At 49.8% G+C, this 17,733-nt stretch carries 21 protein-coding genes and 1 other annotated feature; of the genes, 18 read left to right on the top strand and 3 right to left on the bottom strand.

Going from position 1 to position 17,733, the window contains the following annotated elements; genetic code table 11:
- The first annotated feature begins 6 nt into the window (after nt 1–6).
- The 4 genes from pilM (at nt 7) to radC (ending at nt 3,655) form a co-directional block, all read left to right on the top strand.
- Nucleotides 7–1,572: a pilus assembly protein PilM gene (pilM, locus tag KNO87_RS05715; RefSeq protein ID WP_214794318.1), complete on the top strand. Its 1,566-nt coding sequence runs from the start codon at nt 7–9 to the stop codon at nt 1,570–1,572.
- Complete coding sequence (locus KNO87_RS05710) at nt 1,569–2,276, top strand: hypothetical protein (RefSeq protein ID WP_214794316.1); 708 nt, start codon at nt 1,569–1,571, stop codon at nt 2,274–2,276. Before pilM ends, KNO87_RS05710 begins: the two co-directional genes overlap by 4 nt.
- Nucleotides 2,277–2,417: 141 nt before the next feature.
- On the top strand, nt 2,418–3,002 hold the full coding sequence (locus KNO87_RS05705) for a Maf family protein (protein WP_214794314.1): 585 nt from the start codon (nt 2,418–2,420) through the stop codon (nt 3,000–3,002).
- A 23-nt stretch (nt 3,003–3,025) separates the two neighbouring features.
- Nucleotides 3,026–3,655: a RadC family protein gene (gene radC / locus KNO87_RS05700; RefSeq protein WP_015881143.1), complete on the top strand. Its 630-nt coding sequence runs from the start codon at nt 3,026–3,028 to the stop codon at nt 3,653–3,655.
- A gap of 475 nt (nt 3,656–4,130) precedes the next feature.
- On the opposite strand, the gene KNO87_RS15495 is transcribed toward radC, so the two are convergent.
- The gene (locus tag KNO87_RS15495) at nt 4,131–4,787 is read right to left on the bottom strand and encodes an excalibur calcium-binding domain-containing protein (protein ID WP_214794312.1); all 657 of its coding nucleotides are present in this window, start codon (nt 4,785–4,787) and stop codon (nt 4,131–4,133) included.
- 277 nt (nt 4,788–5,064) lie between these two features.
- On the opposite strand from KNO87_RS15495, the gene KNO87_RS05690 reads away from it, so the two are divergent.
- The 14 genes from KNO87_RS05690 to KNO87_RS05625 all read left to right on the top strand — a co-directional run bounded on the left by KNO87_RS05690 (nt 5,065) and on the right by KNO87_RS05625 (nt 16,155).
- Nucleotides 5,065–5,895, top strand: a complete 831-nt coding sequence (locus KNO87_RS05690; protein ID WP_214794310.1) for a DUF2785 domain-containing protein — start codon at nt 5,065–5,067, stop codon at nt 5,893–5,895.
- A gap of 74 nt (nt 5,896–5,969) precedes the next feature.
- Complete coding sequence (locus KNO87_RS05685) at nt 5,970–6,410, top strand: hypothetical protein (RefSeq protein ID WP_214794308.1); 441 nt, start codon at nt 5,970–5,972, stop codon at nt 6,408–6,410.
- Between the two features lie 198 nt (nt 6,411–6,608).
- A complete protein-coding gene (locus KNO87_RS05680; protein ID WP_214695333.1) occupies nt 6,609–7,646 on the top strand; it encodes a rod shape-determining protein in 1,038 nt (345 codons plus the stop codon).
- Between the two features lie 13 nt (nt 7,647–7,659).
- Nucleotides 7,660–8,550 (top strand): rod shape-determining protein MreC, encoded by an 891-nt coding sequence (gene mreC, locus KNO87_RS05675; protein ID WP_214794306.1) that lies wholly within the window; start codon nt 7,660–7,662, stop codon nt 8,548–8,550.
- Nucleotide 8,551: 1 nt separating this feature from the next.
- Nucleotides 8,552–9,046, top strand: a complete 495-nt coding sequence (gene mreD, locus KNO87_RS05670; RefSeq protein WP_083600174.1) for a rod shape-determining protein MreD — start codon at nt 8,552–8,554, stop codon at nt 9,044–9,046.
- A 5-nt stretch (nt 9,047–9,051) separates the two neighbouring features.
- Nucleotides 9,052–9,720, top strand: a complete 669-nt coding sequence (locus KNO87_RS05665; protein WP_251126502.1) for a septum site-determining protein MinC — start codon at nt 9,052–9,054, stop codon at nt 9,718–9,720.
- Nucleotides 9,721–9,725: 5 nt separating this feature from the next.
- Nucleotides 9,726–10,583 (top strand): septum site-determining protein MinD, encoded by an 858-nt coding sequence (gene minD, locus KNO87_RS05660; RefSeq protein WP_214789320.1) that lies wholly within the window; start codon nt 9,726–9,728, stop codon nt 10,581–10,583.
- 43 nt (nt 10,584–10,626) lie between these two features.
- Nucleotides 10,627–11,952 carry a ribonuclease E/G gene (locus KNO87_RS05655; RefSeq protein ID WP_214794302.1) on the top strand — a complete coding sequence of 442 codons (1,326 nt, stop codon included), beginning with the start codon at nt 10,627–10,629 and terminating at the stop codon, nt 11,950–11,952.
- A 55-nt stretch (nt 11,953–12,007) separates the two neighbouring features.
- Nucleotides 12,008–12,080: a sequence feature (ribosomal protein L21 leader region), on the top strand.
- A 15-nt stretch (nt 12,081–12,095) separates the two neighbouring features.
- Nucleotides 12,096–12,404: a 50S ribosomal protein L21 gene (gene rplU, locus KNO87_RS05650; RefSeq protein WP_015881153.1), complete on the top strand. Its 309-nt coding sequence runs from the start codon at nt 12,096–12,098 to the stop codon at nt 12,402–12,404.
- A 3-nt stretch (nt 12,405–12,407) separates the two neighbouring features.
- Nucleotides 12,408–12,743 (top strand): ribosomal-processing cysteine protease Prp, encoded by a 336-nt coding sequence (locus KNO87_RS05645; RefSeq protein WP_015881154.1) that lies wholly within the window; start codon nt 12,408–12,410, stop codon nt 12,741–12,743.
- A 12-nt stretch (nt 12,744–12,755) separates the two neighbouring features.
- Nucleotides 12,756–13,037 carry a 50S ribosomal protein L27 gene (gene rpmA, locus KNO87_RS05640; protein WP_015881155.1) on the top strand — a complete coding sequence of 94 codons (282 nt, stop codon included), beginning with the start codon at nt 12,756–12,758 and terminating at the stop codon, nt 13,035–13,037.
- Between the two features lie 66 nt (nt 13,038–13,103).
- Nucleotides 13,104–13,544 (top strand): Spo0B domain-containing protein, encoded by a 441-nt coding sequence (locus KNO87_RS05635; protein ID WP_214789314.1) that lies wholly within the window; start codon nt 13,104–13,106, stop codon nt 13,542–13,544.
- Nucleotides 13,545–14,834: a GTPase ObgE gene (gene obgE, locus KNO87_RS05630; protein WP_074035227.1), complete on the top strand. Its 1,290-nt coding sequence runs from the start codon at nt 13,545–13,547 to the stop codon at nt 14,832–14,834.
- A gap of 43 nt (nt 14,835–14,877) precedes the next feature.
- The gene (locus tag KNO87_RS05625) at nt 14,878–16,155 is read left to right on the top strand and encodes a hemolysin family protein (protein ID WP_214789311.1); all 1,278 of its coding nucleotides are present in this window, start codon (nt 14,878–14,880) and stop codon (nt 16,153–16,155) included.
- 44 nt (nt 16,156–16,199) lie between these two features.
- Here the strand turns inward: KNO87_RS05625 and KNO87_RS05620 are convergent, their stop codons facing one another.
- Together KNO87_RS05620 and KNO87_RS05615 are read right to left on the bottom strand one after the other, a co-directional pair.
- Complete coding sequence (locus KNO87_RS05620) at nt 16,200–16,973, bottom strand: NUDIX domain-containing protein (RefSeq protein WP_214789309.1); 774 nt, start codon at nt 16,971–16,973, stop codon at nt 16,200–16,202.
- 119 nt (nt 16,974–17,092) lie between these two features.
- The gene (locus KNO87_RS05615) at nt 17,093–17,671 is read right to left on the bottom strand and encodes a DedA family protein (protein WP_214789306.1); all 579 of its coding nucleotides are present in this window, start codon (nt 17,669–17,671) and stop codon (nt 17,093–17,095) included.
- Between the last annotated feature and the right edge of the window lie 62 nt (nt 17,672–17,733).

Here is a 17,733-nt window from a genome sequence, read left to right as displayed (position 1 = left end):
ACGATCATGAGTCGTGGGATAGAGAAAGGGACGGTCACCTATTTTTCGTTTGATGCACTCAGCATCCACGGTGCCGTCATCAAGCAAGGTGTGTTCAAGCGAAGCGCCTCGGTTCAGTTGGCGAAAGATGCGTATGGAGAAGGAAAAATCCTCGACGAGACCGCGTTCAGTCTCGCCTTCGACGAACTTTGTCGTAAGTTGAAAGTCCGACGTGGCATGACGTGTGCGGTCGCATTGGACGAGACCGAAGTGTTGTCACGGAAAGTCGAGATTCCTTCTACGATTCCGAAAGACGAAATTCGTGGGTACTTGTTCATGGAAATCGGTAGTTCCATCATCTTGCCGTTCGATGATGTGTCGTTCGATTATGAAGTGTTAGGTGAAGACGGGGTCAAGACGGACGTTATGCTTCATGCCGTATCGATTGAGCTGACGAAGTCGCTCCGCTCGTACATGAAAAAACGTGGTCTCGCTTTGAAGAAGATTACGCCACGCTCGGTCGCGGTCGCGAATGGTGTCATGCGTTTATCGGAGATCGATTCACTTCAGTCGACACTGATTTGGCATGTGACCCCGTTCTCGCATCAATTGCTCGTACTTGAAGAGGGGCAGATTCGCTTCATTCGTTCCATCGAGTCAGACCTCCCGTACCAAGTTGGGACGAAAGATGGCGTCGTGACATATACATACAATGGGACAGATGAGATGAAAGCGAACCAGATGGACGACTGGTTGAACGAACTCGCCCGTTTCCTTGATTTCTATCGTTATTCGCTACGTACGGATGGTCGTGCCATCGACCACTTGTACGTCTCGGGTACGGTACCTGAAGTGGACGACTTGGTCCGCATGATTCAAACTGAATCTCTTGTTCCCGTGACACGGGTCGAACAACCGCTCGCGATTGCGCACGGGACGCCGCTCTCGCATCAAATGCTCCCACTACTCGGGATGGCGACCCTGCAACGTGATCAGGATACGAACTTCATCAACTCGACCGATGTGACGCTCCGCTGGCCGATCGTGACCGGGCTCGTCGCATTACTCCTCGGTGGAGGGGCGGCCGGTTATCTGTACTATGAGGTTGGGCAATTGGAAGCGGAACAAGCACGTATTGAAGAGGAGCTCCAACTTGTCGAGATCTATCAAACGGAGCAGGTGAACTCGAAAGCGCAACAAGTGCTCGCACTCGACCAGACTGTGACGGCGTTGACGGATATGGAAAAAGATGCGGTACCGGCACTACGGGCGTTGACCGAACAATTGCCCCCGACAGGTTACGTCTTGACGTACAACTACGCGGACGGCTCGATTATGAGCGTGCGGACTCAGTTTGAGACGCTTGAGGATTTGAATGCCTTCCAACGTTCGCTCATGACCGATGAACGCTTCCTTGACGTGAAGCTCCTCGGCGTGACGACCGAATTGAAGGCGGCAGAAGAGGAAGAGGAGAACTCATTCGAAGAAGATCCACTTCCACGTTATATTGGAGAGTTCACGTTCATGTTCCAAGACGTGGAGGAAGAATTGACTGAAGAAGAGGAAGCAGATGCGGAGGTGGTGAGTCAATGAAACGTTCTACAATTTATGCGTTATTTGCGATTTGCCTCCTCATAGCCATCGTAGCACCGGCTTACTTCGGATATACGTATTTCATCAAACAAGGAGTGGTCGAGGCGCTTGAACGCGACCTCTCGCTTGAACGGACGAAACTTGAACTGTTGCGTCAGGAAGGCAAAGCCGTCGATGTAGCGGACTCACAAACGCTCCAGACACGCGTTCCGACAGCCCCTGCACTCGACACGGTCGTCGAGGCGTTGTCTCAGGCGAGCCTGCTCGCTGGTGTTGATGTGACAAGCATCGCCTTCGCGGACGGTTTGGTGGCTGAGTCGGAAGTACCCGAGACGGTCGAACCGTTCAATCCGGCTGACGTCAGTGAGACGAACGAACCGGCTGAACCGACAGACGTTGCACCGGTCAATGCTTCGACCGTTCGTTCAACCGTGACCCTTCAGGCCGAGACGTACGATGCCCTCGTCTCGTTCTTAGAATCAATCGAGTCGATGAACCGCATCCATGTGTTGCGAACGGTCCAGTTCACAGGACCTGCCGAGACGGGACCGAATACGGTCGAAGAAGTACAGGCGCTTGATTTTACGGTCGAGCTGGATGCTTTCTATCGCCCGGACCTCGATCAGCTCGTTCCAGATCGCTACATCCCAGAACCGGCGTTCGAGCAAAAGGATATCCCGGTCTATGATTACACGACGCCATGAGTCGACACGTCCCTTCACAAAATGAAGGGGCGTTTTTTTCGACCCGAGTGATTGTGTTTATGACGCGTGTTGCCTACAATCAACAGAGAAGTGAGAAACGGCAAGGAAGCCCGTTTCAGAAGAAGAGAAGGAGTCGATACAATGAATACAACACAGAAGCGTGTCATCCTCGCCTCGATGTCACCACGTCGCACCGAGTTACTCAGGAAAGCGGGCATCGAGCATGAAGTTATCCCATCGAACGTGACGGAAGGTACGGACGGTAAGGAATCACCGAGTGAGTATGTTGGGCGTCTCGCCCGCGAAAAAGCGTTGGACGTGGCGCGTGATCATCGAGATGCCATTGTGGTCGGTGCAGATACCGTCGTCGTTTTAGACGGTGTCATTTTGGAAAAACCAACTGACCATGAGGATGCGAAACGGATGCTTGAACGCTTATCCGGCTCGACTCATGAAGTGCTCACCGGTGTGAGCATCATCGGTGCGACCCAAGACTTGTTCGTTACGACGACGCATGTAACGTTCGATGTGATTCCCGAGAGTTGGATGGAAGACTACCTCGATTCAGAAGAGCCGTATGATAAGGCAGGTGCCTATGGCATCCAAGGGTCGGGTGGTCTTTTCGTTGAGAAAATCGAAGGTGATTTTTATAACGTCGTCGGCTTACCGATCCATCCGCTCGTCAAGACGCTCGACCGGCATGGGGTGACGCCTCGCTTCCTGTGAATGCCTTGAAAGTAGGTGAAGGAATGACCATGGTGCTTGACCGTAGTGTAGAGACCGCCATCGCCAGATTGCTTCAAATCGGAGGACGGGGACCCGACCCGATGGAGACGGCGCGCCGCATCTCGGACGTGTATCCAACGCTACGGGCGCTGTCGCAGGCGTCCGTTCATGATTTGTGCAAAATCGAAGGGATGACGAAGAAGAAAGCGGAGCAACTCCTCGCCGCATTCACAATCGGGATTCGATACGTCGAAGAACCGAAAGCGAGTATGCCCACGATTCGGTCGCCGCAAGATGCGTATGAGTTGTTGCGAGATGAGTTGCGACTACTAAATCAAGAGCATTTCGTCTGTCTGTACCTCAACACAAAAAATCAGCTCATCGCGAGGAAGACGCTCTTTGTCGGTGGACTCAATTCGTCGATTGTGCATCCGCGCGACGTATTCCGTGAAGCACTCAAATTGTCGGCAGCGTGCTTTATCGCCGTGCACAACCATCCGAGCGGGGACGCGACCCCGAGTCGGGAAGATATCGAAGTGTCCGAACGGTTGGTCGAAGCAGGGAACATCGTCGGCATCGCCTGTCTCGATCACGTCATCATCGGGGAAGACCACTATGTTAGTATGAAGCAGCGGGGATATATGAATGGTTGAGAAGTGGGAAGCAGGCATGATGATGTCTGCTTTTTTGTTTCATTCTAATTTTTTCAATTGTTATCGGAAATGATGCAGTGGATGAAATTAAAACAGTTCAGGAAATAGCAATAACTGACCTCGTAATAAGAAATGTCAGGTTGAAAACATGGTCAAGACAATGATTGAATAATAGTTATGAATCCTTTAATTGAAGAGGAGGAGCTGGGTTGTCAAAAAGACATAAGATCAATCTTGTTGGATGGATATTTTTTATATTCTTGACTCTAAGTAAAGAGTTTTATCCTGAACAGTCTTCCATGATCACAACAGGACTTGGTGGGCTAATTTGTTTGATTATCGGTCTATCAATGGTTTTTTATGGAGTTAATGATAAGCATCAAAATCGTCGAGCTAACAGTTGAAATAATCTCTTCAAGTAGAAAACCACCTTGTTACGGGTGGTTTTCTACTTCTTATGTGTTTTTGCTTTCAATTACTCACATGCCCATCCATCTTTGTCACGGTCCATTTTAGGCTGATAATCTGGATGATTTGAAGGCACTCCTCCTGGATGCGTCCCTCGTAAATCCGTACAGTTTTGGAAGAACTGTGGTGAGGCAGCAGTTTCTGTCTCAGCTGCTACATAATTATTCTCATCAATTTGTGCTTCAGCTTCAGAGACTGCAGCAGCAACTTGTTGATCAGCTTTTGCTTTGGCCGCGGCTATTTCTTCATCAGCACGCTTTTCAACCTCGGCAATGGCTTTCTTTATTTCTTCTTCACTTTCTTTACGAATTTTATCTTCAGCATCTTTTACTTTTTCAGCTGTGATTTTATCAGACGATTCGACCTTGTTGGTCAGAGTTGCAATTTCTTCTTTATACCCTTCAATGTCTAGAGTCAGTTCATCATATTCATTTTGCAGAGCTGTCAGCTGTGCTTTTACCTGATCAATATTTTGTTTACATTGCTCAGCACTAATCTTCTCCTCACCCGTAAATATCCATCCAAAAAATAAAAGGAGTAACACGGTGATGATGATGCGCTGAGGAACTGAAAACTTATCGAATCTCCACATAAGAATTAATCCGACAGGGAAAAATAAGATTAGCATAAGGACTATAAACCAAGTCTTTTCATAAAACTTCATTCTAAAAACCTCCTGAAAATGGATAAAATATAATTTTATTATAGCTTTTCCTATTATTGATATACCTAAATTCAAAACATCTTGATTTATATTCGTTCGACAATGTTTGAACCATCTTGTCGAAAGCGTGTTTTGTTACTATGATAAAAAGTTTGGATGCTAAATGTGTAATAATGGATGAATAGAACAACTTCTGTATCTTCCATGGGTAGAATATCGGATGCGAAATTATTGAGACGAACTTTGAATAGAAAAATAGGGTAGTTGGTGAAACATGATGAGTGTGTTGAATGAGAATGAATTGAAGAACATTCTTCAAGAGATAAAGCGGGGCGACATGACATACTATGCAACTAATAAAGAAGTCATACTCACGAGTATGGTTCAACATATCGGATCAACGGACGGTGAACTCCGTGATCGACTCATATACACGATGTTCTTTCGCTTAATCATTGAGCAAAAAGAGATTGAAGCTGATACATTGAGTGATCTGTTGGATACGTGTTTGAATGCTCTTCTGTTTTATAAGATTGAGGAAAGAGAGTCGAATTCGGTCTTCACGAGAGCATTCACGACATTGTTGTTGGCATTGATCCTCCATCGGGATATAGAAGAGAACTTTTTGACAGAGGAACAGTTCAAGCGGACAACGACTGCTCTTATTCAATATTTAACATTAGAGAAAGACACAAGAGGATACGTAAATGGGAAGGGATGGGCCCACTCGATTGCCCATGCTGCAGATGCGGTAGACGAGCTCATCGCAAATCCTAAACTCAATCCGAAGTCATTTCCTGAACTGTTCAATCTCATCATCGAACAAATCATGCGTTCCGAGATATTGGCGCATGATGAAGACGAACGTCTTATCAATCCGCTCCTACGTTTACTCGAACGAGGGATGGATTCTGAAATCCTCCTTCATCAAGTAGAGCAGCTCCCGCATCTCTTGGAGGAGCGGAAACAACATCTTGATGAGGAATCGTATTGGTATGTCGTTCATAACGTGAAAACATTTTTGAAAAGTCTATACATCCGATTAAACGAAAACAATCTCTACATCTCCCTACAACAATCTATCCTTCATTTATTGAAGAGATTGTGACGAGCGAGAAATAATATACAATTTCCTCCAATTGACTCTTGGACTTTGATAAGATATCAGGTGAGGTGTTCAACATGGAAAAAATCATTTGGTTGTTCATGCTTGGTATATCGCTCCTCGTGAGCTACGTCCAACTAGACACGACCCTCTTCTCGTTTGTCCTGTTCGTCCTATTTTTATTTGTGAGTACGGCGCTATTCCTTCGGTTCGACGAGGACCACTGGCTCGACCGTGTCTCACCAATCGTCGGTGTCGGGCTAGGTGTTCTATCGCTCATCGCCTATCTTGGTCTTGTTATGGTCTCTTTCAATGAACTCGATCAACTCGGCATCTGGACGGTGCTCGTCCGCTTACTTCTTATGTATGTTGGAATCTACATCTTCGTGATGACGACGACAAGCTTTTTAGCCGGAGCGACGCGCGTGAAACCGTCCCGCTTCTTTCGACCGGTGCTGATCTTCTCTGTCTTCTTCTACGGCGCGATGTTACTCCTCCCGCTCCAACCAGGTTTGTAACCGTTCTCTCTTAGGCAGACGCCTACTCGCGTCTGCTTTTTTTGATTTGCCTTTTTCCTCAAAAGAAGGCAAACTAGTAGACGGTGAGACAGGACTGAGATGCGGTTATTGTAAATAACCTGTAATCGAATGAACGTTTTCAAACATGATTTTTCCGTTATAATAAAAAATAGTGTAACGAAGAGAGGAGCAACACCTATGTTTCGTAGTTTTAACCGAGAAATCGGAATCGACCTTGGAACGGCTAACACGCTCGTTTACGTAAAGGGTCAAGGAATTGTTGTTCGTGAACCGTCCGTTGTGGCGTTCCGTACAGATACAGGTAGAATTGAGGCCGTTGGTAACCAGGCCAAAGATATGATTGGACGTACACCAGGGAACGTCTCTGCTCGTCGTCCGATGAAAGACGGCGTTATCGCTGACTTTGAAACGACAGCAACGATGATTAAATACTTCATGGAACAAGCTCAAAAATCAAAAGGCGGTTTGTTCTCATCGAAGACGAACGTCATGATTTGTGTACCAAGTGGTATCACGTCTGTTGAAAAACGTGCTGTCGAAGACGCTGCGAAACAAGCAGGGGCTCGTGAAGCATACACAATCGAAGAACCGTTCGCGGCAGCAATCGGCGCAGGTCTCCCGGTTTGGGAACCGACTGGCTCGATGGTCGTGGATATCGGTGGCGGTACGACCGAAGTCGCAGTGATCTCACTCGGCGGCATCGTGACAAGCCAATCGATTCGTGTCGGTGGTGACGAAATGGATGACGCCATTATTCGTTACATCAAAAACAAGTACAACCTCATGATCGGGGAACGTACGGCCGAGACGCTCAAAATGGAAGTCGGTTCGGCGCGCATCGACGCATCGAACGAGGCGGAGAAGATGGAAATCCGTGGTCGTGACCTCGTGACGGGACTTCCGAAACAAATCGAAGTGTCGTCTACAGAAGTATGCGAAGCACTCTCGGATACAGTCGAAGCCATCTTGGCAGGTGTCAAGCAGACGCTTGAACAAACACCACCAGAACTCGCGGCTGACGTAATGGACCGTGGAATCGTCTTGACAGGCGGCGGCGCGCTCCTCAAAAACTTGGACGACGTCATCTCAGACGAGACGCACATCCCGACACTCGTTGCGGATGAGCCACTCGACTGTGTAGCAGTCGGTACAGGAAAATCTCTTGAAATGATGGACGTCCTCCGTTCGAAATCAGGCATCTCGTCACGTCGATGAGAGGTGAGACACGATGAGCCGATTCGTACGCAATAAAAAGCTCATCATCACGCTAATTGTACTGATCTTGTTTTTCGTCATTTTAGGGGTTTCGATTCGAGGACGATCGGAATCAGCCTGGTACCAAGACGTCACGCGTGATGTGGTCGGCACGTTCCAGCGAGTGTTCGCGGTACCAATCGGATGGATGGACTCGACGGTCTCATCCATCTCGGACGTCCGCGACATCTACGAAGAGAACCGCCAACTAAAAGAACATTTGGCGAAGTACGCCGAGGTATCGGTTGAGGCAGATGACTTGCGCCGTGAGAATGAGGAGCTTCGAAAAATGGTCGAAGCGAAAGACAAGTCGTTACGCGACTTCGACCTCATTCCTGCGGAGGTCATCGGTCGGACACCGAACGATTGGCAACGCTACGTCACCATCAACGTCGGTTCTGAACGCGGCGTTGAGAAAGGCATGGCCGTGACCGCAGCGAGCGGAATGGTCGGTCGTGTCATTCAAACGAGTGCCTATACGTCACAAGTGCAACTGCTCAGCGACAACAACCGGACGAACAACGTCTCGGCTGTCGTCAAAGATGCGGACGGCAAAGCGACATATGGGACGATTGACGGGTTCGATACGGAGACGAACGAGTTATTCTTTACGAAAGTATCGAATAGCGTCAAGTTGAAAGAAGGAGAAATCGTATCGACCTCTGGACTCGGGGGACGTTACCCGGCCGGACTCGTCATCGGTACGATCGAGTCGATCGAGACGGATGAATATGGCGTCTCGCAAGTCGCCCGAATCAAACCGGAGGCCGACTTCAATGAGTTCTCACAAATGTACGTGATTGATCGGACACTAGACGAACCGTTTCTAACGGGTCCCGAGGAAGGAGGAGCAGCGGGTGAGTAACATGAAAGTGTTCATCGCCCTGTTCCTCCTTTTTCTTATTGAAGGAACATGGGCATCGATTTTCTCGTGGCACTATGCCACGCCCTATCTCTTATTGACGTTGATTGGGCTGATGTTCGTCAGTCTGTATGGCAGATGGGAGACGGCGCTCGGGTTCGGTCTTGTATTCGGGTTGCTGTATGATATCGTCTATACCGACTTGCTTGGAATTTATGTATTTACTTTTTCACTCATTCCTCTCTTAGCCAGCTTCGTGTTAAAATATATAGGTGAGAACTTCTTCTCCGTCACCATCACCTTTACGTTCATGATTGTCGTATTCACAGTTGCGATATACGGGATCATGGCGGCGATCGGTGGGACGTTGATGACGATTCAAACACTATTGATTGAACAGATTCCAGGGACCGTGCTCGTCAATGCCATCGCCATCGTGATTCTTTATTATCCGATGATGCGGTATGTGACGATCCGACCTGTTGTGAAAAGAGGGTAGCCATGATGGAGCGTAAACGACACATTACGATTAAAGGACATCGCAACGGAATTGCCATCCACTTCAATCCGAAGAGTGGCATCGACGAGGTGCTTACGGACTTTGAAGCGACATTACAAGAAATGGAGCCGCCGTCCGGTAAGATTGCCCTGAAGTTGCACGCGGGTACTCGTTATCTTGACGAGGAGCTGACACGTCAAATTCGTGAGGTCGTCGCTCGTCATGGCGTTTTTTATATTGAAGACTTGTCGAGCGATGTCATGTTGACGGAAGAAGCGAAAGCAACGTACGGCAGAAAGACGTTCCACTATCATAGCGGGACGATTCGCAGTGGACAGGTCCTCACGTTTGATGGTTCGGTACTTGTGATCGGGGATATCAACCCTGGCTCAGAGGTCCGGGCGACGGGAAGTATTTATTGTTTAGGCACGATACGAGGAAATGTGCGTGCGGGTGTCGAAGGATGGGAAGAAGCGGTCATCACCGCGAGCCTACTCCATCCGAAGTTTTTGGCAATCGGCGAACACGTTCTCACGTCCGACGATGAAGAAGAACTTCCTGAGATTGAGATGGGTTGTGCGTACCAGACGAATGACGGGATCGAGATGACACGTCTCCGCCACGTCATGACCGGTCTGAAAGACGCATATGCAATGGAATTACAGAGAGGGTGAGTGGAATGGAGCAAGTAGTGGAGCCTGTACATACAGAAAAAGAAGTGAAAAACGGCAGAGCCATCGTCGTGACATCAGGAAAAGGGGGCGTCGGCAAGACGACGACGACCGCCAACATCGGGACGGGGCTCGCCTTGTCTGGACACTCGGTCTGTCTCGTCGATACGGATATCGGGTTGCGGAACCTCGATATCATTCTCGGACTCGACAACCGGAGCATCTATAACCTCGTCGACGTCATTACAGGACAATGTAAATTGAACCAGGCGCTCGTTCGCGACAAACGGTTCGAAGAGATGTACTTGCTTCCGGCCGCACAGTCAAAAGACAAGACGTCGGTCAATCCTGAGCAAGTGAAAGAGATTGTCGACCAATTGAAGACGGAATATGATTTCGTCTTGATTGACTGCCCTGCGGGGATTGAGCAAGGATTCATGAACGCAATCGCTGGGGCGGATGAGGCAATCGTCGTCACGACGCCAGAGAAGGCGGCCGTCCAAGACGCGGACCGCATCATCGGGATGCTCGAACAAGCGAATCACATCGAAGCGCCGAAGCTGATCGTCAACCGGGTGAAAAATCACCTCGTCGAATCAGGGGATATGCTCGACATCGATGATATCATGCGCATCTTGTCGATTGACCTCCTTGGCGTCGTCATCGATGATGAGGAAGTCATTGCCGCTGCGAACCGTGGGGTACCGGTCACGATGAACCCGGACAACAATGCCGGACAAGCGTACCGCAACATCACGCGCCGCATCCTCGGTGAATCGGTCCCGCTCATGTCGATTCAGACGGAGACGGCACCGGTCGGCTTCTGGGCACGACTCATGATGAAATTTGGAATGAAAAAAGCGTAAAGGCAACGAAAGTTGCCTTTTTCTGTCGAAAGGAGAGGTGCACATGAAGTTAATCTACGAACGAACACCTTCCATCGAACGGGCGATGCTCGTAGACGGGGAACGTTTGCTCGAAGTCGAGGAACGCTTCGTCGACCAGTTGTCGGTCGGTACGATCGTCGAGGCTGCGATTGAACGGATTCATCCGTCACTCGGGGCGGCTTTTTTGACGGACGGGGAGACGACGTTCTTTTTACCGATTGCGGAGACGCTTCGCGCGCTCGCCTCGTATCCGGACGTGCCAGCGATCGGACAAGCGGCTGTCGTCGGGGAAAAACGACTCGTGCAAGTGACGAAAGAAGGCATCAACGGCAAGCATCATAAGGTGACAGAAAACATTCGGTTCGGTGGACGCTATCTCGTCTACTTCCCATACGGTCGTCGGAAGTTGTTCAGTCGAAAGCTCGACCTCGTCACGCAGGACCGCCTCTCGAAGTCGCTCGCCCTTTCAGAAGAGGAAGGGGTCCTGTTTCGGACGGAGGCCGGCCAAGTGGCACCAGACGCCTTACAGGAAGAACTCGACTTGCTTCGAGATCGTGCGAAAACCGTGATTGAACAGCGCTACGGTCAAGACGAGCTATTATGTGAACATTTCGTACGCCGTCATGCGGTCGAATCAGTCCTTTTGAACGACAAGGAAGGACAGGCGCGCATTGAGCGACTCGACGTCCCTGTGAAACGTCATATCGGCAAAGGACGAATCCCGGAGGCGAAACGTCTCGATGGGATGATTGAAAAGCTCGAAAGTCGTGCCGTCTGGTTGGATGGAGGGGCGTTCGTCTTGATCGAACAAGTCGAGACGATGACCGTTATCGACGTCAACAGCGGGAAGAACGTCGCCGTCAAAGATAAAGGACGTGCGGCCGATACGATCAATGAAGCGGCACTCTATACAATTATGGAACAGTTGCGCTTACGTAATATCGGCGGGATGATCGTCATCGACTTCCTCCGTGGTTCGAAAGAAGGGCAGACCCGACTGCTCAAGAAAATGAAAGAACTCGGGGCACGCGACCCACGTCGTGTCGAAGTGTACGGATTCACACGGATGGGATTGTTTGAAATGTCGAGGGAGCGGACCGGACGCTCGATTCAAGACCGGATGACCTATGCGGGCAAGCCGTCGAAGCTAGCCGTTTTCTCGCAGTTTGAACGCGCGCTCCTCGATCTCAGCGGGCAATACGAGGCGGTCGTCCTCTCGCTACCGAAAAAGTGGCACGACGCTTCCTGGCTTGAATTTGACATCGACGTCCATCTCGTCGAAGGGGATCCGGAGTTTGCCTTTTACGGGACGTCTGCAGAATGTCAGAATTTCTTATCTCGCCGTTGACAATGAATAATTGAGAGTGGTATTATCTATAACGTTAGTTCGTTTGGAAGCACCCAAATGGCTACAACCGCACAGAACGGGTTTTAAAGGTATTTGCCCTGCCCAGGATGGCGAGTCTGAGTTTAACAAGGAGGTGCACGTATATGTACGCAATCATCAAAACTGGTGGTAAGCAAATCAAAGTTGAAGCAGGTCAAGAGATCTACATCGAAAAACTCGATGCTGATGTCGAAGGTACTGTAGAATTCGGTGAGGTTCTTTTCGTTGGTGGTGACGATGTTAAAGTCGGCGCTCCACTCGTAGAAGGCGCTAAAGTTGTCGGTACTGTGGTAAAACACGGCCGCGCTAAGAAGATCACTGTCTTCAAAATGAAAGCTAAGAAAAACTACCGTCGTAAGCAAGGTCACCGTCAGCCTTACACGAAAGTTCGCATCGAGAAAATCGAAGCGTAAGCTATGATTCGGGTCAAGGTAAGACGAGACGAGGCGAAGTCGATTCGCTCCGTCGAAGTGACTGGTCATGCCAATTTTGCAGAACCTGGTTCTGACTTGGTGTGCGCCGGTGTTTCAGCCATCATATTTGGTGCCTATAACGCCGTCGAAACGCTTGCGGGTCAATCGCTTCTTGTAGAAATGGCAGATCAAACAGAGGGTGGTTACTTTTATGTCGAGACGTATCCTGACTTATCACCGCAGGATATGGAACGCACCCAACTGTTATTAGAAGGGATGCTCGTGCAGTTAGACACGATCGCCCAAAGCTACGGTGAATATATCCAAATTGAACAATAGGAGGTGGACCTCATGTTACAATTGAACCTTCAGTTCTTCGCTTCGAAAAAGGGAGTTGGTTCGACTAAAAACGGTCGTGACTCAATTTCGAAACGTCTCGGTGCAAAACGCGCTGACGGACAAACAGTTTCAGCTGGATCAATCCTTTACCGCCAACGCGGTACAAAGATTCACCCAGGTGAAAACGTTGGCCGTGGTGGCGACGACACTTTGTTTGCGAAAGTTGACGGCGTAGTACGCTATGAGCGTCTTGGTCGCGACAAGAAACAAGTGAGCGTTTACCCAGTCGCGTAAGTTGAACGACGCAGAAGACTCTAGCCACTTTTTTGGTTAGAGTCTTTTTTTCTAGGAGAGGATCAAATGGATTCAGAACAGACACTCGAGCTCTTATCGACCGTCCGTCACGAATGGATGAATCGGCTTCAATTGATCTCGCTCTATGCGGCACTCGATCCGACTAAGCTAGAGGAACTTTACGAACGCTATCGGAAACAGGCCGACGAGGAGAGTGCGCTCGTTCGCCTGAACGTGCCACAGACGAGCCTTGTCGTGATTCAAGCGAATTGGGAAGGACGGATGACGTATACGATTTCGACCGACCAACTCGCCATCGATGATGCGCGAGTGGCAGAGATGCTTGTCCGATTGTTAGAAAACACGGACGGGCCGATTCATGTGACGTTCACGGACGGACTGATGGTTCGCGTCACGGGAGATGTCCCGGAAGACGTGCTCACGTCAGCCGATGTGTACGAACAGAACGTAGCGATGACTACGTTTCACATAAAGGAGGGGAAATAAATGTTTGTCGATCAGGTTAATATTTTTGTAAAAGCTGGAGACGGTGGTAAAGGAATGGTTGCCTTCCGCCGCGAAAAGTATGTCCCAGATGGTGGACCTGCAGGTGGTGACGGTGGTCACGGTGGAGACGTCGTCTTCGAAGTAGAAGAAGGATTGCGCACACTCGTTGATTTCCGTTATTCGAAGAAGTTTATCGCCCATGATGGCGAAAAAGGAATGTCAAAAGGGATGCACGGACGTAAAGCGAAGCCGCTCATCGTCAAAGTCCCACCTGGCACAATCGTATTCGACGCAGAGACGGATACGGTCATCGCCGACTTGACGGAGCACGGACAACAAGCGACGATCGCCAAAGGCGGACGTGGCGGACGCGGGAACTGTCGTTTCGCGACACCTGCCAACCCGGCTCCAGAAATCGCTGAGAACGGTGAACCAGGTCAAGAGCGTGAGTTGCGTCTTGAGTTGAAACTTCTCGCAGACGTCGGACTCGTCGGATTCCCGTCTGTCGGGAAATCAACGCTTCTGTCGGTCGTCTCTTCGGCACGTCCAAAAATCGGGGCGTACCACTTCACGACGATCACACCGAACCTCGGTGTCGTCAAGACAGCGGACGACCGCAGTTTCGTCATGGCCGACCTTCCAGGACTCATCGAAGGGGCTAGCCAAGGCGTTGGGCTCGGTCACCAATTCCTTCGTCATATCGAACGGACGAAAGTTATCGTTCACATGATCGATATGAGTGGGATGGAAGGACGCGATCCGTTCGAAGATTACACGACGATCAACCGTGAGCTCGAGTCGTATAACCTACGCCTCCTCGAGCGTCCGCAAGTCGTCGTTGCGAACAAAATGGATATGCCGGACGCAGAGGAACATCTCGAAGAGTTCAAGAAGAAGGTAGGAGACGATGTCAAAGTCTTCCCAATCTCTGCTCTCGCACAAGATGGTCTTCGCAACTTGTTGATCGAAGTGGCGAACTTTGTCGATACGACACCTGAATTCCCACTCGATGAGCTTGAAGAGAAGACAGCGACGCCTCGTGTCGTGTATCGTTATGAGAAGGAAGAGAAAGGCTATCAGATCCACATCGATGAGTACGATCGCTTCGTCATCACGGGGCCACGTATCGAGAAGCTCTTCAAGATGACGAACTTTGACCATGATGAGTCAATCAAACGATTCGCTCGTCAAATGCGTCAGATGGGCGTCGATGATGATCTTCGTAAGCTTGGTGCCGAAGACGGCAGCGTCGTTGCGATTCTCGACTTCGAATTCGAGTTCGTGGAGTAAGAAAAAAATTATTTGTTAAGAAGAAACGGAGTGTGAAGCTAACGTGGACCCTGTGCCCTCGTCAAGTTTAATTCTATATGTAGTTCTCATCATGTTGTCAGCGTTTTTCTCATCAGCAGAAACGGCGCTTTCAAGTGTAAACCGTGTTCGGATGATTCGGATGGCAGAAGACGGCGACAAAGCCGCTAAACGCGTCCTCAGTCTCGTCGACCGCTTTGACGATACGCTCTCGACGATCCTCGTCGGGAACAACATCGTCAATATCGGTTCGGCGACGGTATCGACCGCCATCGCCACATCGATTTTCAGTGGCGGTACGGGTCTTCTCGTGTCGACGTTCGCGACGACGGTCATCATCTTAATCTTCGGTGAGATCTTACCGAAATCGCTCGCCAAAGAATTTGCGGAGAAGTATTCGCTTCTCATCAGCGGGATTCTCGTGTTCCTCGTCAAAGTCCTCAAACCGGTGACGATGATCTTCACTGGCTTGAAGAAGTTGACGCTTCGGATGATTGGGATGAAAGCCAAGGAGCCGTCAGTCACGGAAGAAGAGTTGAAAGTGCTCGTCGATATGGGAGAAGAAGAAGGTGTGCTTGGTGAGACGGAAGCTGAGCTCGTCCATAGCGCCTTCGCCTTCAACGATATTACCGTCGATGACGTCTTGACGCCGCGAATCGATATTTTGGCAGTCGACATCGACGATTCGCTCGATGAAATCAAAGACACGATTTTCAGTGGTGGACATTCACGTTTGCCGGTCTACAAAGACTCGATTGACAACGTCATCGGTGTCTTGTCAGAACGTGACTTCTTGCGTTCGATGATGAAGGATGAAGTGACGGATGTCCGTTCGCTCATTCGACCGCTCACGTATGTGTCACCGCAGACGAAATTGATTGAACTACTTCCGATTCTCCAACAGAAACAATCTCACATGGCTGTCGTCCTCGATGAATTTGGGGGCACGGCGGGTCTGATCACGTTAGAAGACATGCTCGAGGAGCTCGTCGGCGACATCTGGGATGAGCACGACGAATCTGTCGTCTATCTCAGACGTCTCCGTGAAGGCGTATACGAGTGTATGGCTGACATGAACGTCGATGAATTCGCCGAAGAGATGGGGATTGCGGAACCAGACGTCGATTCCAACACGATGGGCGGTTGGTTCGTAGAATTACTCGGCGACATCCCGGAGAAAGGTGCGCAAGTGACGTATCAAGACTTGACGTTCACCGTTCTCCACGTGGAAAAACGCCGTGTCCGGAAACTGTTAGTGGAGACTGGACAATCACAGCAAGAAGACATGCAAGAAGAAGCATAAAGAAAAGGGATGATTCGCCACGAGCGAATCATCCCTTTTTTGCGTTAGACCGATTGGCGCTCGATGCGCTCAATCAATTCGTATGGACGTACTTTATAGATGGCGTATGGCATATAGACGGGATCAATCGCATCGAGGAAGCGCATCTGGAAGTGCTCCCGTTTGATATAGTCGCCGACATTATGAGCATCGACTTTGTGGAATCCGACTTCTTGCGTTTCACCGGCTTGTGGTCGAAGTTCTCCAGACACATATTTCGCACGGAACGTGACGCAGAGGACACGGGACGATACGTTTTGATAAATCCCGGTGATGCCTTCCACTTCGATTTTCACACCTGTCTCTTCGTCCACTTCGCGGTGGATCGCGTCGACGAGCGATTCATGTTCTTCGACCTGTCCGCCCGGCATCTCGAACGAGTCGTTCCGATGCATGTTTTTGACAAGGAGGACCTCACCCGCTTCGTTCGTAATATAAGCCGTTACACAAACGATGGCACGCGGCGGCGTATAGTGACCGGTCGGCATCATGAACTCTTCGCTTGACTTGATATACAAGTCTTTTCCGAGGCGGGCCCGTTTTTTCATGGCATCCCGTCTTAACGCGCTGCCGCGATAATCTCGCTCGACTTGCTCATAGTGTTCACGGTCCCGATATTCCCATAATGCCATGACCTCGGATTTGTCTTCGGTCACCCAGCGTCCGACGAGGCGAGCGCCATGGGACGCTTGAATCGGATAGATGTATGTATGGAAGAAGTCGGTGAATTCTTGCAGGCGTTCAGGTCGAATCGTATACGTTTTACGGCGATGGAACATGGTGATTCCTCCTTTTTCGTTGTGCGGTGTCCTGTATGTGTGACCGCGATTCGCTTACATAGTTCTTATTCGACAGATGTGAGCGTTTCCCTTTGCAACAAAAAAAGAATCAGCGCTGGTTACGCTGATCCTTTCACATGTTTTGGTTGCTGGCGAAGATGGCGGACGACGAGAACGATTCCGATGGCCAGTGCCAGGAAGGGCAGGATGTCGTCCATGAAATGACCGATCATGCGCCAGTTGTTGCCGAGCATCATCCCGACATGAATGAAGACGAATGACCAGACGGCGAAAATGAGTGTCGTCACCGACAAGAATTTTCGGAACGACAGGCGCATCACGCCCGCACTCACGGCGAACAGTTGGCGCCAGAAGAGACTGAGGCAGACAATCCATGCCCCGTATTTCTCAAACCAGCGCTCGGCACGAAGCTGCTTGTCTTGGCGAATCCGGAAATATCCATACAGCTTCAAGGCGACGGGACGTCCGCCGTATCGACCAATCCAGTAAAGACCAATCTGACTGAGCGTGAAAGAGAACCACGCCAGTAGGAACGTTAGGAAGAAGGACGCGTCATGTGAATCGACGAGAAAGCCACCATATGCGAGAACGAGTTCGTTCGGGATGAATTGAATGAAGATACCAATGGGAATGCTGAAAACACCGCATACGGCGAGCATGTGCTCGAGGACGTTCATGACGAGTCCTCCTTTCGAGTTGATTTCAGGAAAGTTGTTCCATCCATCAGTATAACGGACAT

Source organism: Exiguobacterium sp. s34 (assembly GCF_018617435.1).
GTDB lineage: Bacteria > Bacillota > Bacilli > Exiguobacteriales > Exiguobacteriaceae > Exiguobacterium > Exiguobacterium aestuarii.
The sequence above is the reverse complement of the archived record's forward strand: the minus strand, read 5'-3'. Positions and strand labels throughout refer to the sequence as shown.

Coding starts and splice junctions, on each gene's coding strand:
- pilM (WP_214794318.1), top strand. CDS start 7: ATGAGTCGTGGGATAGAGAAAGGGACGGTCACCTATTTTTCGTTTGAT.
- KNO87_RS05710 (WP_214794316.1), top strand. CDS start 1,569: ATGAAACGTTCTACAATTTATGCGTTATTTGCGATTTGCCTCCTCATA.
- KNO87_RS05705 (WP_214794314.1), top strand. CDS start 2,418: ATGAATACAACACAGAAGCGTGTCATCCTCGCCTCGATGTCACCACGT.
- radC (WP_015881143.1), top strand. CDS start 3,026: ATGACCATGGTGCTTGACCGTAGTGTAGAGACCGCCATCGCCAGATTG.
- KNO87_RS15495 (WP_214794312.1), bottom strand. CDS start 4,787: ATGAAGTTTTATGAAAAGACTTGGTTTATAGTCCTTATGCTAATCTTA.
- KNO87_RS05690 (WP_214794310.1), top strand. CDS start 5,065: ATGAGTGTGTTGAATGAGAATGAATTGAAGAACATTCTTCAAGAGATA.
- KNO87_RS05685 (WP_214794308.1), top strand. CDS start 5,970: ATGGAAAAAATCATTTGGTTGTTCATGCTTGGTATATCGCTCCTCGTG.
- KNO87_RS05680 (WP_214695333.1), top strand. CDS start 6,609: ATGTTTCGTAGTTTTAACCGAGAAATCGGAATCGACCTTGGAACGGCT.
- mreC (WP_214794306.1), top strand. CDS start 7,660: ATGAGCCGATTCGTACGCAATAAAAAGCTCATCATCACGCTAATTGTA.
- mreD (WP_083600174.1), top strand. CDS start 8,552: ATGAAAGTGTTCATCGCCCTGTTCCTCCTTTTTCTTATTGAAGGAACA.
- KNO87_RS05665 (WP_251126502.1), top strand. CDS start 9,052: ATGGAGCGTAAACGACACATTACGATTAAAGGACATCGCAACGGAATT.
- minD (WP_214789320.1), top strand. CDS start 9,726: ATGGAGCAAGTAGTGGAGCCTGTACATACAGAAAAAGAAGTGAAAAAC.
- KNO87_RS05655 (WP_214794302.1), top strand. CDS start 10,627: ATGAAGTTAATCTACGAACGAACACCTTCCATCGAACGGGCGATGCTC.
- rplU (WP_015881153.1), top strand. CDS start 12,096: ATGTACGCAATCATCAAAACTGGTGGTAAGCAAATCAAAGTTGAAGCA.
- KNO87_RS05645 (WP_015881154.1), top strand. CDS start 12,408: ATGATTCGGGTCAAGGTAAGACGAGACGAGGCGAAGTCGATTCGCTCC.
- rpmA (WP_015881155.1), top strand. CDS start 12,756: ATGTTACAATTGAACCTTCAGTTCTTCGCTTCGAAAAAGGGAGTTGGT.
- KNO87_RS05635 (WP_214789314.1), top strand. CDS start 13,104: ATGGATTCAGAACAGACACTCGAGCTCTTATCGACCGTCCGTCACGAA.
- obgE (WP_074035227.1), top strand. CDS start 13,545: ATGTTTGTCGATCAGGTTAATATTTTTGTAAAAGCTGGAGACGGTGGT.
- KNO87_RS05620 (WP_214789309.1), bottom strand. CDS start 16,973: ATGTTCCATCGCCGTAAAACGTATACGATTCGACCTGAACGCCTGCAA.
- KNO87_RS05615 (WP_214789306.1), bottom strand. CDS start 17,671: ATGAACGTCCTCGAGCACATGCTCGCCGTATGCGGTGTTTTCAGCATT.